Origin of the sequence: Candidatus Thiodictyon syntrophicum, from assembly GCF_002813775.1 — a bacterium.
GTDB lineage: Bacteria > Pseudomonadota > Gammaproteobacteria > Chromatiales > Chromatiaceae > Thiodictyon > Thiodictyon syntrophicum.
The window spans coordinates 3,739,298-3,756,061 of the sequence record NZ_CP020370.1 but is presented as its reverse complement, the minus strand read 5'-3'; the positions used below and the strand labels follow the sequence as shown (position 1 = coordinate 3,756,061).

Here is a 16,764-nt window from a genome sequence, read left to right as displayed (position 1 = left end):
GGTCGATCGGCCAGCGCGGACGCCTGACTGACGACTGAGCGCCCGCAACGCATCCCCACCACGAGACCATCCCCATGAAAGCACCCGCTACCCGCCTGCAACTGCTGTCGATCCTGGCCGGGGCGCTGTGCGTGCTGCCCGCCGACGCGGCCCTCATCAGTCGCCCCGGCGGCCTGGTCTACGACAGCGCCCAGGACCTCACCTGGCTAATGGATTCAAATTATACCGGCGGCGCGATGGACTGGGCCGGCGCCAATGCCTGGGCGGCCAGCCTGGTCTACGCCGGACACGACGGGTGGCGCCTGCCCACACCGGACCCTGGCTGCCCCTCCCCCGACGGCTCCGACTGCACCGGCGCCGAGTTGGGTCACCTGTTCTACGGCGACCTCGCCCTCGGCCTGGGCGGGATGGCGGGGACACCGATTACCGAGTCGCACAACGCCAACTTCACCCTGTTCACCAACATCGCCGACGCCGGCTATTGGACCAACGCGGTGCTGGCCGAGGACCAGGACTATGCCTGGACCTTCGACTACTTCGACGGCAGCCAACTCCCCTACGCCAAGGATGTCCAGTTCCTCGCCTGGGCGGTGCACGACGGCGACATCCCAGAGCCGACCACGGCACTGCTCCTGGCAGCCGGCCTGATCGGCTGGGCCGGCAGCCATCGACGCCGCCGCTGAATCACCCGTGCGGGACCCGCGTTCTTAGCCCCGTAGGATGGGTAGAGCGCAGCGAAACCCATCCTCTTCGCTCAGGTCAAGCGTTGAATACCGCGCTGCGCCGCGCTCTACCCAGCCTGGAAATCGATCGCGGATTGGCTTGGCACCGAATACCGGACCAGTCTCCGGAGCGGTATCACGAGCAAGACGGCAACGCGGCCGCGAGGAATAGACATCAAGGCCCGACCACCCACGGCATCCATTACCCGGAGCAACCCCATGACCATGCACAACCCCATCACTACGCACCAGTCCCGTCATCTGCCGGCCCGGCTCGTCTGCTGCGTCGGACTCGCCGCCGCCCTGGCCGCCCCGGCCGTCGGCGCCGCCGACACCAGGACCGTGACCGCCGATCCCTTCTACGCCAGCCTCCCGGCCGACTGCGGCGGCCCGGCAGTCCCGGCTGGCCTGTGCCTGCTCGCGAGCACCAGGCCCCTGGCGACCGGCAACTTCATCGCCGCCCAGGTCGTCCCCGGCAACATCGCGCTCGGGACCCCATACCCCGTGACCCTCAACACCCGCCTGGAACTGCCGCCCGGCAACTACCTGCTCTACCGCAATACCGGGCTCGACAGCCGCCACGAGCGCCCCTTCACCGTCACCGCCGGCCAGATCACCACCCTCAAGACCGCCGCCATCAAGTTCCAGGACACGGCCGGCAGCTACAACAAACTGCAACACTTCCAGGCCCGCAACACCGTCGGGGCCGCCGGCTGCAACGCCGAGATCGGCAACACCGGCGTCATGGCCTATCTGCCGGACAATTACCAGGTCACCCTGGTCCCCACCCGTGAGAACGCCGCCCCGCGCTGTGAACCCAGCCGCTTCGTGAGCCGGGTCGTGACCTTTAACCTGATGGCCGGACAGGGCGTGACCCTGCGCCCCGGCACCGTCACCGAGCAGACCCTGGCCGCCGTCAACAGCTATCGGCGCGCGAGCGGGGCGGTCTCGCTCACCAATATCGGCCCGCTGCGCCAGGACGTGAGTCAGGTCGGCTTCCTGTCCAGGTTCCGCGCCTATCAGGGCATCCAGAACCCCAGTGCGAGCGCCCCCGACGCGCTGGTGCTCTCCGGTGCCCCGCACTTTCACTTCATCATCCCGGTGACGATGAACGCGAGCGCCTCCTGCGGCGTCTCGCTCGCCGTCGGCGGCCTGCCGCGGCACAACCTGATGACCAATTGTGTGTTCGACGCCGCCAGCCGACTGACCCGCTTCCGGGTCAATGCCGGGTCCTATTACGGCCTGCACAACCTCGCCGCCAAGACCGCGGTGGCCGCCGTCACGATCAACAGCCCGTTCATCGTCGGCGCCGTCCAGTTCAACCTGAAGGGGAATTGACATGACCAGAAATCTGCTCTTCGCACTGGGGCTCGCGGGCTATGCGGCGGGCGCGGCCGGCGACTATGTCTACAACGCCAACACCGGCGCCCTGTCCTATACCTTCTTCAACCTCAGCCCCTACACCAACTGTTCGTTCGTGCCCTATGGCAGCGCGGCCAACCCGGCGGCCCTGAACGGCTATCTGGGACAGACCGACGGCTGGAATGCGGGCGCGGGCTGGGTGGGCTTTTTCAACTCGGCGCTTGGGGGCAGCCACAGTGATACTTTGGATTACTATATCTTCTGGGACCAGGAGGACCCGGTAACCAGTGCCTCGCCGGCGGTATCCGCCCTCGATACCGGGGAAGCGGCGACGACCGTGGAGTTCAGCAGTTCATTCGGCTCCAGCGAGAATCCGCCCGCCATCGCCGACAGTTGGACCCTGACCTGCACCGGCGCCACGGGCACCAGCCTCCCTGATGGCAGTGCCATCGTGATCGCCAACGTCGCCTCGGCGTCCAATCTGCTGGAGTCGGGCAACAGCAGTACCTACCCCTACAGCAATTCGTGGAACGGCTCTTTCTACAATGCGAGCCTCAATCCCCCATCGCCCGGTTATGCAGCAAGCACCACCAATCCCAACGGGATGGGCTTCACCCCCGGCACGATGAACTTCAACCAGGCGAACGGCACCGTCGGCGGCCTGTGGAGCGGCGTGAACAATCCCAATGCTTTCGCCGCCAATGCGGTCAATGCCGCGATGTATCCGCTCAATCTGGCGGCCTATGTCGAGAACCCGGTCGCGGACTCCATCGGCAAGACCGCCGCCCCCCTGTGGGGCGGCCATTTCACGCTCGCCGTCGGTGACCCGTTCCTCGTCAGCAGTTATGCCGCGAAAACGCTCTGGTATCTGATCATCGCCCCCGGCCAGGCCCTGCAGAACAGCAGCTTGGACACGAACGGTCTGAACGACATGGCGGATTATCTGGTGGCCGGCGGCCAAAGCGACCAGGCCGTGTTCACGAATGCCTCGCCCAGCAACGACTATCTGCAATGGCTGCTGGCCTCCCCGGGGCAGGCCGCGACGACCATCCAGACGCTCGACACCGCCGCCGATACGCCCATCACCAAGACCTCGATCTGGGGCAAGATCTTTTCCAGTCTGCTCCAGGTCACTACCGACGCACTGGTCGCCGGGATCGCCTTCGTTGCCGGGCCCGAGGCCTCGGTCGCGCTCCAGGTCGGCGTCGCCGCCGCCACGGGCGCCGCCACCGACGCCGACGGTGCCTTGATGCCGATGGCCACCTCTGCCATCGACGCCGATTTCACCAGCACGGTGAGCCAGCCGCCGCCGGTGGCGGCGACCGCCCCGCCGGTCATCAACGCCACCTACTCGTCATCCAATCTGCTCGGCATGTTGCTCGCCAACAGCTTCGTGCAGGCCCAGATCGACAATACCATGGGGCGGACACCCAGCGTATCACCGCTGTGGTCGAACTATGCCATCAGCAGCGACGGGTTGTGCAGCGGCATCACGCTGACCAGCAACCTGCTGAGCGCCGGCAACTGTGGGAGTCAGAGCGGCACCCAGGGCTATATCAACGTGTTGAGTACCTATCCCAACTCGGTCAGCACGACGCAATTGAGCATCTGGGACGCGATCCTGACCGGGGCGGACATCACCGCCACCAATGGCTGGCTGCAAGTGGCCAATCCGGCCAGCGCCGCATTCTCGCCGCCGGTGCAACTGGTGAACAACACCGGGCAGACGACCTCGATCACTAATAGCGTCAATGTCACCTTCAATAACAACTCGGGCCTGCTGTCGCTGGTGAGTTATGGCACTACGGCAACCGGCGACCCAACCGGGCAAGGGCCGACCTCGCCGCCCACCAACTTGCCGTACATATACTGTAACTTCATCCCGTCGCCGGAGAACGGAAACTCCTGCTCGATCGCCGGCGTCAGTTATGACAGTACCACCGGGGTCCTGACCGCTACGCAATATGACCTCTTTTCCTCTTGCTTTATTGATGGGGAGGGTGGCTCCATTTTGAGCGGTGTTTATCCGTTCTCCAACGGGACCCAAACGATCGACTTGACCGAATGTGTAGCGGACGCCTCGGTTGAGCTTTCGGTCAACCCCGGGACCAGCGCCGGCAGCCTGTCCTGCCAGCCGAGCTTTCCCGTCGGCAGCGATGGCAGCTACACGGCAGCGTCCACCCCGCCCCCATTGACCGTCGTCGTGCCGATGCCCGGGGGCAACACCTACCAGATCGGCGCGCCGAATGTTCAGGACGCCGCGCAAGTCGGCTATGACGCGTCCACCGGGCTCTTGACGGTCAACGGCTACCTGCACGCCGCTACCTTCTATTCATTTCAGAATGGGACCCAGACGCTGAATACCACCGCGTGCCCGACCGGCACCGCGGTCCTGCTGTCGGTCTATCCCATCGGCGACAACGCGACCCAGGCGCAGGGTTTTCTCTCCTGCCAGGGCCAGCCGACCCTGCCCTATGGACTGTGCGTCGGCGACCCGCAGGCGACTGGCGGGGTGGTGGCCGCGCTCATGACCCAACCGGCTGCCGACGGCAGCGGCGCGACCTTCGACCTGGGCTGCGTGTGCATACCGTCCTACCTCGGCGGGCCCGCGGCCCCCGACCCCACCAACGGCTCCAGCCTGCTCGGCGGCGTCCTGGTCGGTGCCCGCGCGGCCTATCCCAATGCCCAGTGCGATTAGGTCGGCGATAATGGAAGGGTAACGAGGCGAAGGCCGGAGCTTGAATTGCCGGACCAGGCAGCGCATAGTGGCGCTGCCGGGATTCTTGGCCTCCCACTCACCGCCAAGGCGGTGGACGCGTTCTTATTGGAGACTGGTATGTTCGAGAAGATGAGATCGTCGGCAGCCCCGCTGCCTATCCTATTGGCCGCCGCCTTGGCGGGCGCCCTGCTCTGGGGCACGGCGGCAGACGCCTGCACGACGCTGACGATCACCGACACCAACGGCGGCGTCTACTTGGGCCGCACCATGGAGTTTGCGCTCGACCTCCCCTGGCAGGTCACCTACTTTCCGGCGGGACGGGAATACACCTCCAAACTCGCCGACGGCACGCCGGGGCTTGCCTACCGGACCAAGTACCGGATGATGGCGGTGACCATGCCTTTGGCCTCCCGGACCGATCTCAAGGTCGTAGACGGTTTGAATGCGGAGGGACTGACCTTCAGCGCACTGGCCTTCCCGGCCGTCGGCCCGGAGGGCGACGCGGAGGGCCTGCGCAAGGCGCTTGCCGCCGTCGACCTCGGCGCTTGGGCCTTGGGCCAATTTGCCACCGTCGCCGAGGTGAAGACGGCCCTGGAATCGCAGCCGGTGATCCTCACGCCGCTGTCGACGCTGGGTAATGCCCGGACCCCCCTTCACTATGTCCTGCATGACCGGACCGGGGCGGGGATCGTGATTGAATACGCGGACGCAAAGCAGACCATCTATGACAATCCCGTCAACGTCATGACCAACGGCCCGCGCTTCCCCTGGCACCTGACCAACCTGGGCAACTACAGCTTCCTCACCAATGTGGACAACTCGCAGGGAACATTCGGCCACTTCAAGGCAATCCCGGCCGACAGCGGGATCGCCACGGCCGGATTGCCCGCGGCCAATACCTCGGTGGCCCGCTTCGTGCGCGCCGCCTATTATTCGCAATTTGCGGAAAGGGTGGCGGACCCGGATGCCGCCGTCCGTACCTTGGCGCATGTGATGAATAACTTCGACCGGCCCGTCGCGATTACCATTGATGCGTCCACTTCGCCCCTGGCTAACGAGGGGGTTGCCGGGGCGATGCGCACCACCGGCAAGGATGCGCCGGTCTTTACCAGCGACCTGAATCCGTGAACTAATACGGTGCCGTACTCAGGCACACGGCTATCAAAGGGGTTGGAGTCGAGATTTGTGGCGCAGAACTGCGCTAGCGGTCGCGACAAGGTCGCCGGTGCGGCAATTTTGAGCTGGGGAGACGCATGTCAGGGGCCGACCGCATACGCCAGCCAATAGGGTGGGTCCACCGTGCGCATAGCACGGCGGCGAGCGGACCGCACTGCATTCGTCGCAGGGATCAGGGACCGGCCAATTGGGCGTACAAGCGACGGAAGACAGGGACGATCCGGCAACCATAGCCGAAGGCCAGTTTGAGGCGGCGGCCGGTGACGATCAGGCGGGCGGCAACGTACATCAGTTCCTGCATCACGGTGCGCAGGCGTCGCCGCTTCGCCGGGTGGCGGGGCGGGGCATCCGGCCCAAAGAGACCGGTCTGGCCGATCCAGCGCAGGACGTTGTAGGCGAATGCGGCACAGGCCAATACCAGTGCGTTGGTCACAAACTTTCCTGAGGGGAGTCGCTCAATGTCCAGGTCGGTCTTAAATTCGCTGTGGAATTGTTCGGAGGTGGCATGGTCGGCATAGAGCGCAATGATGGTTTCTTCATCGAATTCCAGGCTGCTCCACCAGCCTTCGATTTCAATGTCGGGAATCAGGAGGTGCTGACCATGCTTGTCGATGGTGCGCTCGATAACGCGCATGACGCGGCGCAGAGGGTACTCGTACCCGTCCAAAAAGCGGGTGTCGCGCACCTCGAACAGGGCCACGCGCTTACCCGGGCGCGGCGTGCTCCAGTCGCCGTACTCCTCGGCGTAAGTCAGCCACTGCGTTGGACTTTCTTGGCGCGGGTTCCACTTGATCAGGTAGTGCACCGGGGCGGCGTCCGGGTGCGCCTCATTGTGCGCAATGACCGTGGCGATGTTGTCGAGCGCGTCATTGCCGCTGTCCAGGCGCAGCAGCAACGGCAGCGCGGTCAGTCGGCGGGCCCGCGTCAGCACCCGCTCCAGCAACGCGGGGGTGTCCTTCTGGCAGTGCTGGCTACCCGCCCGCAACTCCCACTCCAAACAGTACCCCTCTTGGCCAAGATAGGCCGCCATTGGGGCGAACCCGTCGTCACCCTTGTAGGTGCGCGAGACACCCTCTTTCTTGGTCTTGGCGTTGTTCAGCGGGGTGACATCCGCATCCAGCGCGACCAGCCCATTGGCCAGCGGCGTAATCGGTGCCGCGATACGCTGCAGAAACGCGATGGATGCATCGAGTATCGGCGCCATGAACACCGCCGCGTGGGCATCAAGGCGCTGGCGCAACGTGACGGCCGAGGGAACCTGGTCGACACCCAACGCCTCAGCGAAATACGGGTCCTGCCGGAACGCCGTGATCGCTTCAAAGTCGCTCTTGCCCAAACACAGCAGCCCGATGTAGCTAGTCAGGATCTTCACATGCGGTATGGCATCGCTCCGGGCCGGCGCCGCTGCGGTCGCATCTTTCGCTAGGTCGGTGTGCTGACTAATCGCCATCCCGATCAGTCCCAATCCCGCGTGGGAAGTAAAATCAGCCTCGGATTTCGCAATGATGAGCCGTCGCACCATGTCACCTGCGGAGTGAGTCTCAAGAATGCGCCATTTTAACTCTATCTCGCTGAAATTCCAACAGATCAACGATTCCGCGGCTCATTTAGATCACTGGCCGAGGAGCGAGTCTACCAAATGGACCTCATTGAGCGACCTCAACCGCGGCCGTTTCTCTATCCGCCCACAGGGTGCGATGAATTACACCACGTTCGATCTGCAGCGGCTGGCGCGGGTGAAGGAAGTCAAGTCCATCCCTATGCAGAAGCTCGACGGGACGGCAGCGGACGGCTCCGGCTGGTTCTGAACCCGGACCCTGCTGCATCCCTTACGATTGGTCGCCGGTCTGATCCCGGGTGTTGCGCAAGCGATGCCGGGCGACCGCCAAACGTTTACCCTTTAATCCGGAGAAACCCTTATGACCTTTCAGTTGATCGGCCGCGCCGCGCTTGCCGTGTTCGCTGCCGGTGCCCTCGGCTTGGTTTGCGCGCCCGCGCCGGCCTGCACGACCTTCCGCATCCAGTCGCAGGATGGGGCCTGGCTCATCGGCCGCTCGATGGAATTCGGGATGTCGCTCGACAGCCAGGTGATGCTGGTCCCGCGCGGCTACCGACTTACCTCGACGCGCCCGGATCTCAAGCCCGGCATGGACTGGACCGTGAAGCACGGCTTCGCCGGCATCAATGCACTGGGTAAGGACCTCTCGACTTTGGCCATTTTTGCAGTTGGGCGACGGCCCCGCGCGTGACGCCGCGGTGGTGGCGAAGCGTGTGCTGAGCGGGGGCTGCGGCGGCCGATCGTCGCGGCCAGCCAGCATCCGCCCGTGGCCGTGGCACGCGGGGACACGCAGGGGGAAGGCAGGCGGGGCACCAACAGTGTATGTTCCGAGGTCGACCAAGACACCGGACGTACCTCCTGATGCCCCACCTGCCCGCCTCGATTGTACCGACTTTGCTGCCCTTTGCGCCGCTGTTCACCGCGCCGACCTGGCGCCATGTGCAGGTCTTGTTGACCGGCACGTTGCTGGCCCAAGGCCCGCGCACGGTGGCCGCGGCCCTGCGGGTCATGGGGCTGGGGCACGCGCCCCGGTTCGAGCGTTACCACCGGGTGCTGAGTCGCGGGCGCTGGTCGGGGGTGCAGGGGTCGCAGATCCTGCTGGGGCTGCTGATCGCGCTGCTGCCGCCCGGCTGGCCGTTGCTGATCGTCGTGGACGAGACCCTGGAGCGGCGCAAGGGCGCGCGCATTGCTGCCAAGGGGATGTACCGCGATGCCGTGCGCTCGAGCAAAAGTCGCGTGGTGACCTGTCTGGGCCTGCAATGGATCTGCATGGCGTTGATCGTCCCCTTGCCGTGGAGTCGGCGGCCCTGGGCATTGCCGTTCCTGACGTTGCTGGCGCCCTCGCAACGGGCCAACGTCGCGGCTGGCAAGGCCCATCGGACCGTGATCGACTGGACCCTCGTCATGGTCCGGCTGGTGGCGCGCGGGCTCACGCGCCGCCGCTGGGTCCTCGTTGGGGACGGCAGCTACTCCTGTGTGCGCCTGGGCTGGGAGTGCCTCAGCGCGCAGGCGGCCCTGATTTCGCGCCTGCGCCTGGATGCACGCTTGTTCGGGCCGCCCGCACCGGTGCCGCCGGGACGGCGTGGCCCCAAGCCGAAGAAAGGCCCACCCCTGGCCAAGTTGGCCACACGCCTGGAGGAGGCGCGTACGCACGGCACCGAGACCACGGTTCAGTGGTATCGCGGCGAGACCAAGACGCTGCGTCTGCTCAGCGGGGTCTGTCTCTGGCATACCCCGGGGTGGCCGCCCCTGCCGATCCGCTGGGTATTGGTCGTCGATCCGGCCGACCCGCTGGCCGCCGAGGCGTTCTTCACCACTGACCTGACCGTGCCGTCGGTACGCGTCATCGAATGGTTCGTCTTGCGCTGGTCGATCGAAGTCACCTTCGCCGAGGTCCGTCGCCACCTGGGCGTCGAGACCCAGCGCCAATGGGCCGCCAAGGCCATCGCCCGCACCACGCCGGCATTGCTGGCGCTGTTTTCCATCGTCTGCTTGATGGTGCATCGGCTGCGTGAGCACTGGGCGTCCTTGCCGCGCTCGACCGCTTGGTACTTCAAGCCGCAGGCCACCTTTTCCGATTGCCTGGCGCTGGTGCGCCGCACCATCTGGGCCGAGGGGAATTACGTCAACTCGCTTGCGGATCAGGATCAGGTGGTAATTTCCCGCCCCGCCTGGGAGCGCGTGCTCGCGCAACTGGCCGCGACCGCCTGAGCCGCGTCGCGCGGCGTGCCGCGCCGCCGCGCCGCCGCGGAGCGGGCCTGACGGGTTGGCTCCGTGGTCCCCCAGGGTCCGCCGTGCGGACCCTGGCCCCGCGATTGCCGGTCGCGGCTGGCACGATGAGCGGATGCGCCTAAAATGGCCAAAGTCGAGGACCTCTCGACCGATGGGATGAGTGAGGCGGGGCTGTCGGTGGGCACGCTCTACTTCCCCGGATTCGCGGGGTACCAGCCGTTTCCGGCCGACGGGAAGCACGCGGTTTCGAACCTGGACTTCTCGAACTGGGCGCTCAGCCAGTTCGCTACGGTGGAGGAGGTGCGCGCGGCGCTCTCCCGCATCGTGGTCTACGATCTCACCCTGCCGCCGCTCGGCCCGCAGGCCCTGCACTGGGCCATCGCCGATGCGCAGGGGGGCGCGATCGTGGTCGAGTACGTCGGCGGCAAGCTGAGCGTCCATGACAATCCGATCGGCGTCATGACCAATGCCCCACCGTTCGACTGGCACCTGACGAATCTGCGCGCGCATATCAACCTGACGAATATCAACGTCGATGGGCTCAAACTTGGGACAGTGGAAGTCCCGCCGCTCGGTCAAGGCACGGGCCTGCTCGGGCTGCCCGGCGATTACACCCCGCCCAGCCGGTTCCTGAAAGCCGTCGCGCTCGCCTACTCGGCGGTCCCCGTGGCGACGGCCAGCGAGGGGGTCAATCTTGCGTTTCATATCCTGAACGCGGTCGACATCCCCATTGGCGCGGTAGCCGAGAAGGTGCCGTCAAAGACCGGCGGTGCGCCGACGCTGGCTTATGAGCAGACCCAGTGGGCGACGGTCCATGATCTCAAGAACCGGATCAGCTATTTCCGAACCTACGGTAATCTCGACCTCCGCAAGGTGGAACTAAAGCGCGTCGACTTCGACGGCAAGGCGATCCAGCACGTTGCGATGCCGACGGTGATGGAGGTCAAGGACGTGACGCCGACGGCGACGCAATAGGCATCCGGGCGGGATGGGGAATATCCGCAATTGCGCCCGACTGCTTCCGGGGACGCGGTGCTGCCGACCAGGGCCGGTCCCGCCAACCATCGACTTCCATTCAGGAGGATCGCTTCATGTGTATCGCTTGCCAACCCGGCCTGGTGCCGTTCCTGGAACGCGGCGCGGCATCGCGCCGTGAGTTCCTTAAACTGGGCGGCGCCCTTGCCGCCATTGCCCTGCTGCCGGATTCAGTCAGGGGGGCCGAGCAAGCCAGCGGGCCCGCCGACACCCTGTTCACCAACGGCACCATCATCACGATGGATGACCAGCACCCGCGGGTCGAGGCGGTGGCCGTGCACAGCGGCCGGATCCTGGCGCTCGGTACGCTCAAGGACCTGGAGCGGCACCGAGGACCGGACACCAAGGTCGTCGATCTGGCGGGCAAGACGATGCTCCCGGGCTTTGTCGAGCCGCACATGCATTTCACCGCGGCCTTTTTCGACAGTTGGCTGGATCTCGGCCCCTTCGTCAACCAGTCGATGGACGAGGTGAAGGCAAAGCTCATCATGGCGGTCGTCGCGGCGCAGCCGGGCGATTGGGTGCTGGGTCAGCTCTTGGATCCCACCATCACCCCTGGTCGATTGGATTTGTCGATCCAGGCACTGGACGCGCTGTCGCCGACCATTCCCTTGTTTATTTTGGAGGCCAATGCGCATGTGGCCCATGCGAACTCCGCGGCCTTCGCCGCGGCCGGGGTCACCAAGGACACCGCGGACCCGCCTCATGGACGCTATGTCCGCGACGCCGCCGACAATCTGACGGGCGAGATCCAGGAACCGCCGGCCATCGTCCCGTTCGCCCTTAAGGCGCCGCATATCAGCGACGAGCAATATGTGACCAACGTCGGCAAGCTGTTTGCCATGGCGGCATCAAAGGGCTGCACCGCGGTGCACGATTGCGGCATCGGCATGATTGACCCCAAGGGGGATCTGGCGGTCTTGCAGGCTGCGGTTGCAAACCAGCCGCCGGTCCGCGTCGCCGCCTACCTCGCGTCCACGGCAATGGACACTTGGCAGGAATTGGGCCTGAAGCCCGGCAACACCGGCGAATTGCTGCGCATCAACGGCGTCAAGGCCTGGGTCGACGGCAGCAACCAGGGTGGTTCGGGCTATCAGCGCGAACCCTATCTGATCGCGGCCTGGGGTAAGGGTACGCCCAATTACAGCCAGGAGGCACTGAACGCGGTCGTCCGGAGGGCGCAAGACGCCGGGTGGCAGGTCGGCGTTCATGTCAACGGGGATGCCGCGATCGACATGGCGCTCACTGCCTTCGAATTAGCCGCAGAGAAGCATCCCAAGCACCACCTGCGTCACCGCGTGGAGCACTCCTCGGCCTGCCACCAGGAGCAACTCGAGCGCATGAAGAAACTCGGGGTGTCGCCCAGCTTCCTGATCGGCCATGTCTATTTTTATGGCAGCGTGTTTTGTGACACGATCTTCGGCGAGGGGCGCGCCAACCTGATCGATCCCTGCCGCTCGGCCCTGGCCAAGGGCTTGCGCATTTCCCTGCACAGCGATTACAACTGCGAGCCGCTGGAGCCCATCCGCTACATCCACAACGCCGTCACGCGCAATCTGCGCGGCACCGACAAGCAATTGAACCCGGCCGAGGCGATTACCCCGCTGGAGGCGATCCGGGCCGTGACCCTGGACGCGGCCTGGCAATGTCATATGGACGACATCGTGGGCTCGATCGAACCGGGCAAGTGCGCCGATTTCGTGATCCTGGATCAGGACCCCACCCAGGTCGCGCCGATGGAGATCATCCACATCGCCGTGGCGCAGACCTGGATGGGCGGCAAGCCGACCTACGTTGCCTGAGCCCCGCGTTGCCGGTACTTAGGAACGTGAAATGCTACTCTCTGAATCAAAAGGACCAAGAACATGCCGCCTACCGTTGCCGACTATGTCCTCGCCCGTCTCGCCGACCTGGGTATCGACCGCGTCTTTGGGGTCCCCGGTGATTACGCCTTCCCCTGCGATGACGCCATCGACGCGAGCGAGCGTCTGGCGTGGATCCTCTGTGCCAACGAGCTGAACGCCGCCTATGCCGCGGACGGCTATGCGCGGATCAAGGGCGCCGCCATCCTGTCGACCACCTATGGCGTGGGAGAATTGAGCGCCCTCAATGGGGTGATGGGAGCGAAGGCGCAGCGCCTGCCGGTTTTCCACCTCGTCGGGGGGCCCAGCACCCGCATTCAACGGCAGCGTCTATCCACTCACCACACCCTGGGTGACGGTGTCTTCGGCAATTTTCAGGCCTTGTCGGCCGCGGCGGCCTGCGTAAGCGCTGAGCTGACCCCGGACAATGTGGTCGACGAACTGGAACGGGTCATTCGCGAGGCCTTCCGGTTGAGCGCCCCCGCCTATATCACGGTGCCCATGGATCTGGCCAAGATGCCGATCGTCGGGTCCCCGGTCACCGGAGTTCATTTATCCAGCATCAAGAGAAGTGCGAGCAGCGAACAAGAACTCGCGGCTGCCCTCGCGTTTGTCCTCGAACAGCTGCGAGCGGCGCAGCATCCGGTGGCCCTGTCGAGCCAGCTGGTGGCGCGTTACGGCCTGGTGGAGCCGTTGCTGGCGTTCCTGGACAGGTCCGGGATGGCGTTTGCCGTCACACCGATGGACAAAGCGGTGGTCAGCGAGGCCCACCCCAATTATCGCGGTTGCTACAGCGGTCAGGGATCGAGTCCCGTCGGGGTGCAGCAAATCGTCGAAGAGGCCGATCTGATTCTGGATATCGGCGGCGTCTTGTTCGAAGATTTCAACACCTCCCTGTGGTCCCAGGGGATCGACCCGCGGCGGCTGCTGACGCTGGGCGATCGTTTCGTCAGGATGGGTGAAACCATTTTCGCCAATGTCATGTTGCGCGATATGCTGACCGGTCTGACGCCGGTGACACCCCAATTCAGTCCCCCGTCGCCGGCAACCGCGCTCGCACCCCTGCCGCTGCTTGGGAGCGGCGACGAGATGCTGTCCTCCGCATCCTTCTATCCACGCCTGCAGCGGATGCTGCGCGGCGGGGATTGTCTGGTCATCGAAACCGGCACCTGCATGATGCACGCCGCGGGGATGCTATTGCCGGATGGGGTCGGATACGAATCGCAAACCCTGTGGGGCTCCATCGGCTGGGCCACCCCCGCCGCCATGGGGGTGTGCATGGCCAGGCACGGCGGCCGGACCATCCTCGTGACGGGTGACGGCGCCCATCAATTGACGGCCAACGAGCTCGGCGTCATGGGCCGCTACGGCATCGCGCCCATCATCTTCGTCCTGAATAACGGCATCTACGGGGCTGAGGACGTGCTCAATGCGCGTGGTCATACCTATGACGACCTGGCGGCCTGGAATTATCATCAGGTCCCGTCGGCCATGGGCTGCGATCACTGGTTGACGGTCAAGGCCGCCACGGTCGCCGAACTCGAGCGGGCCATCGCCGACGCCCAGTCGCACGCCGATGCCGCCTATATCGAGGTCATGATTCCGCGGCTGGAGAGCGAACCCTTGCCGCCCGCGCTCCAGGATCGGGTCTACAAGACCGCGACACCGGGCAGTGTGTCGGCGGTGGCCTAGGCCATGAGACCTTCCTGCCGTCGCAGGTTAGCGCGGTGCCGCAGCGCGGCTGCAAGCCGCCGCCACACGGCGCTGGCACCACCGCCCGAGGATGCTGTTGGGGCCAGGCGGCTGCCCTGTTACCGCAAGGTCAGGCACGCGGCGGTCGGCGCCGCGGACGACCGGGGGCGCGGCTTCAGCGGGATGACGGCCCGCTAAAGCGTCGCCCTGCGGTGGCCCAGGGGTGTTCGGGCGCCGGCCGGATTTCGGCCAGCCGCGTTCCCAAAATCGACCGGAACCCCCCCGGATGGCCGTCTTGGTGCTATGGTTAGCGTGCCACCCCCGGCAGCCCGGGCGCGGGGCCTCGAGTCCCGCCCGGGCGCTGCACCAACGCGATCGGAGTGCCCCATGTTGCTCACCGCCTTCCTGTCCGGCCTTGCCCTCTATTCGATCTATCGGGTCGTGATCCGCGCCTTTTACACCGTCAAGCCCAATGAACGGGCGGTGCTGACCTCCTTCGGGCGCGCCCAGCGCTTCGGCGACCAGCGGGTGGAGGACCCGCGCATGACCGAGGAGGAGCGGGCGCGCTACCGCTTCCCGCGCCTGCACGTCATCGGCCCCGGCGGACCCTACTTCAAGTGGCCCTGGCAGGATGTCCACAAGGTCGATGTGGCCACCCAGGCGCTCGACCTGACCTGGGACCCGACCAAGCGCCAGGACACGATCGAGGCCGTGACCAAGGACAATCTGACCACCGGGGTCAACGGCCAGGTCCGCTTTCGGGTGGCGGAGGACAACCTCTACCCCTTCGTCTTCGGGGTCGCGGACCCGCTCCAGCACGTCATGGGCTATTTCATCTCGGTGCTGCGCGAGCGCATCGCCAACTTTTCGGACCCCAAGGGCCAGGGGCTGCTTACGCTGGCTCCGGCCGACGCCCAGACGGCGGCCGCGCCGGCCTCCGAGGCCCTGGGCGACGGCGCCGGACCGGACCTCTCGGAGGGGGTCTCCATCAATGACCTGCGCAAGAACCTGCCGCTGTTGAACGCGTTCATGGAGCAGCAGTGCCTGACCACCGGCAGCCGCTACGGGATCGAGTTGGAGGCGGCCCTGATCACCCAGATCGACCCGCCGCTGGAGGTGGACCGGGCCCTGTCCGCCATCAACAGCACCCGCAACCAGGTCGCCGCGGACATCAGCACGGCACGCGCCGATGCCGAACAGCAGATCACCATGAGCAAGCGGGCGGTCGACATCGCCACCAATACCGCGCAGGCGGAGGTGGCGCCGCTCAAGGAACTGGCGCAGACCCTGGTCGGCATCAAGGGGGAGGGGGGCAGCGCGGCGCTCGCCGCCTATGTGCGCAACATGCGCATCCCGCTGCTCAGGCGCGCCCGGCGCATCGTGCAGACCACCGGCAACCCGACGCCCAACCGGACCTGAAGGAGACCCGCCATGCCCATCGACGAAGCCATCGCCCCCGTCATCGCCCTCATCATGGGCCTGATCTTCATCCCGCTGGTGCTCGCGGCCACCAGCCGACTCGGGCTCTACACCATCGTCAAGGAGCGTGAGGCCCAGGTCTACACCCTGTTCGGCCGGGTCCTGGGGGTCCTGGACGAGGCCGGGCTGCGCTTTCCGCTCCTGCACTTCGGGTTCCCGGCGCTCTTGACGCCCTTCTTCGGCAAGCGCTATCTGGTGGACACGGCGCTGCGTCAATACTATCTGCGCGACCAGATGGTCAACTCGGAGGAGGGCACGCCCATGGGGGTGGGCATCTGGTACGAGATGCGGGTGAGTAACCCCGAGGCCTTTCTGTTCCGCAACGCCAACCCGGACGGTTCGCTCCAGGCCAATGTCGCCAGTTCCACCATCTCGACCCTCAGCAACCTGGAGATGGACAAGATGCTGGAGGACCGCCACCAGTTGAGCCGCGAGGTGCGGGCCACCGTCTCGCCCCTGTCGGAGAAGTGGGGCTACCAGCTCGGGTCGGTCTACATCCGCAAGGTCGCCTTCACGGACCGGCAGATGGTGGACAACATCACCGAGAAGGTCGTCAAGCGTCTGGTCCAGGTCACCAGCGCGATGAAGCAGGACGGCGAGAACCGGGTCGGCCTGATCCGCAGCCAGACCGCCTTCAAGGTCTCGCAGCGGATGGCCGAGGCGGCCGCCGCCCGTCCCGCGGTGGTGGGCGAGGCCCTCAACGCCATCGCCCGGCAGGACCCGGAGGTCCTGAACGCCGTGCTCGACATCCTGGAGAACGAGCAACTGATCGCCTCCGGGGCGGAGGTGGACGTGCTGCCGCGCGATTGCCCGGTGCTGCTGCAGCTCGGCGGCGGCGGCCAGGGATCGACGCCCGCCCACCCCGCGGCGGCCGCCCTGAAGGCGGCGGCCGACCTGTCGCGGCTCGGACCCTACGCCGGCTGAGCG

At 65.8% G+C, this 16,764-nt stretch carries 12 protein-coding genes; 11 read left to right on the top strand and 1 reads right to left on the bottom strand.

Annotated elements, in window-relative coordinates:
- Window positions 1–74 precede the first annotated feature (74 nt).
- The 4 genes from THSYN_RS15695 to THSYN_RS15680 all read left to right on the top strand — a co-directional run bounded on the left by THSYN_RS15695 (window position 75) and on the right by THSYN_RS15680 (window position 5,931).
- Window positions 75–683, top strand: coding sequence for a PEP-CTERM sorting domain-containing protein (locus tag THSYN_RS15695; protein WP_100919966.1), 609 nt, complete (start codon window positions 75–77; stop codon window positions 681–683).
- A gap of 258 nt (window positions 684–941) precedes the next feature.
- Window positions 942–2,060 (top strand): hypothetical protein, encoded by a 1,119-nt coding sequence (locus tag THSYN_RS15690; RefSeq protein WP_100919965.1) that lies wholly within the window; start codon window positions 942–944, stop codon window positions 2,058–2,060.
- A 1-nt stretch (window position 2,061) separates the two neighbouring features.
- Window positions 2,062–4,782, top strand: a complete 2,721-nt coding sequence (locus THSYN_RS15685; protein WP_100919964.1) for a hypothetical protein — start codon at window positions 2,062–2,064, stop codon at window positions 4,780–4,782.
- Window positions 4,783–4,920: 138 nt separating this feature from the next.
- Window positions 4,921–5,931: a linear amide C-N hydrolase gene (locus tag THSYN_RS15680; RefSeq protein ID WP_100919963.1), complete on the top strand. Its 1,011-nt coding sequence runs from the start codon at window positions 4,921–4,923 to the stop codon at window positions 5,929–5,931.
- Between the two features lie 220 nt (window positions 5,932–6,151).
- On the opposite strand, the gene THSYN_RS15675 is transcribed toward THSYN_RS15680, so the two are convergent.
- The gene (locus THSYN_RS15675) at window positions 6,152–7,498 is read right to left on the bottom strand and encodes an IS1380 family transposase (RefSeq protein ID WP_100922257.1); all 1,347 of its coding nucleotides are present in this window, start codon (window positions 7,496–7,498) and stop codon (window positions 6,152–6,154) included.
- 400 nt (window positions 7,499–7,898) lie between these two features.
- On the opposite strand from THSYN_RS15675, the gene THSYN_RS15665 reads away from it, so the two are divergent.
- The 7 genes from THSYN_RS15665 (at window position 7,899) to THSYN_RS15635 (ending at window position 16,761) form a co-directional block, all read left to right on the top strand.
- Complete coding sequence (locus THSYN_RS15665; protein ID WP_100919961.1) at window positions 7,899–8,228, top strand: linear amide C-N hydrolase; 330 nt, start codon at window positions 7,899–7,901, stop codon at window positions 8,226–8,228.
- Between the two features lie 170 nt (window positions 8,229–8,398).
- Window positions 8,399–9,748 (top strand): IS701 family transposase, encoded by a 1,350-nt coding sequence (locus THSYN_RS15660; protein ID WP_157817463.1) that lies wholly within the window; start codon window positions 8,399–8,401, stop codon window positions 9,746–9,748.
- Window positions 9,749–9,892: 144 nt separating this feature from the next.
- The gene (locus THSYN_RS15655; RefSeq protein WP_100919960.1) at window positions 9,893–10,744 is read left to right on the top strand and encodes a linear amide C-N hydrolase; all 852 of its coding nucleotides are present in this window, start codon (window positions 9,893–9,895) and stop codon (window positions 10,742–10,744) included.
- Window positions 10,745–10,860: 116 nt separating this feature from the next.
- Entirely contained in the window at window positions 10,861–12,606 is a 1,746-nt protein-coding gene (locus tag THSYN_RS15650) for an amidohydrolase (RefSeq protein ID WP_100919959.1), read from the top strand.
- A gap of 63 nt (window positions 12,607–12,669) precedes the next feature.
- Window positions 12,670–14,358, top strand: a complete 1,689-nt coding sequence (locus THSYN_RS15645; RefSeq protein WP_100919958.1) for an alpha-keto acid decarboxylase family protein — start codon at window positions 12,670–12,672, stop codon at window positions 14,356–14,358.
- 387 nt (window positions 14,359–14,745) lie between these two features.
- Window positions 14,746–15,777: an SPFH domain-containing protein gene (locus THSYN_RS15640; protein WP_100919957.1), complete on the top strand. Its 1,032-nt coding sequence runs from the start codon at window positions 14,746–14,748 to the stop codon at window positions 15,775–15,777.
- A gap of 12 nt (window positions 15,778–15,789) precedes the next feature.
- Window positions 15,790–16,761 carry an SPFH domain-containing protein gene (locus THSYN_RS15635; RefSeq protein WP_100919956.1) on the top strand — a complete coding sequence of 324 codons (972 nt, stop codon included), beginning with the start codon at window positions 15,790–15,792 and terminating at the stop codon, window positions 16,759–16,761.
- The last annotated feature ends 3 nt before the right edge of the window (window positions 16,762–16,764 follow it).

Coding starts and splice junctions, on each gene's coding strand:
- THSYN_RS15685 (WP_100919964.1), top strand. CDS start 2,062: ATGACCAGAAATCTGCTCTTCGCACTGGGGCTCGCGGGCTATGCGGCG.
- THSYN_RS15680 (WP_100919963.1), top strand. CDS start 4,921: ATGTTCGAGAAGATGAGATCGTCGGCAGCCCCGCTGCCTATCCTATTG.
- THSYN_RS15635 (WP_100919956.1), top strand. CDS start 15,790: ATGCCCATCGACGAAGCCATCGCCCCCGTCATCGCCCTCATCATGGGC.
- THSYN_RS15640 (WP_100919957.1), top strand. CDS start 14,746: ATGTTGCTCACCGCCTTCCTGTCCGGCCTTGCCCTCTATTCGATCTAT.
- THSYN_RS15645 (WP_100919958.1), top strand. CDS start 12,670: ATGCCGCCTACCGTTGCCGACTATGTCCTCGCCCGTCTCGCCGACCTG.
- THSYN_RS15695 (WP_100919966.1), top strand. CDS start 75: ATGAAAGCACCCGCTACCCGCCTGCAACTGCTGTCGATCCTGGCCGGG.
- THSYN_RS15655 (WP_100919960.1), top strand. CDS start 9,893: ATGGCCAAAGTCGAGGACCTCTCGACCGATGGGATGAGTGAGGCGGGG.
- THSYN_RS15660 (WP_157817463.1), top strand. CDS start 8,399: ATGCCCCACCTGCCCGCCTCGATTGTACCGACTTTGCTGCCCTTTGCG.
- THSYN_RS15650 (WP_100919959.1), top strand. CDS start 10,861: ATGTGTATCGCTTGCCAACCCGGCCTGGTGCCGTTCCTGGAACGCGGC.
- THSYN_RS15665 (WP_100919961.1), top strand. CDS start 7,899: ATGACCTTTCAGTTGATCGGCCGCGCCGCGCTTGCCGTGTTCGCTGCC.
- THSYN_RS15690 (WP_100919965.1), top strand. CDS start 942: ATGACCATGCACAACCCCATCACTACGCACCAGTCCCGTCATCTGCCG.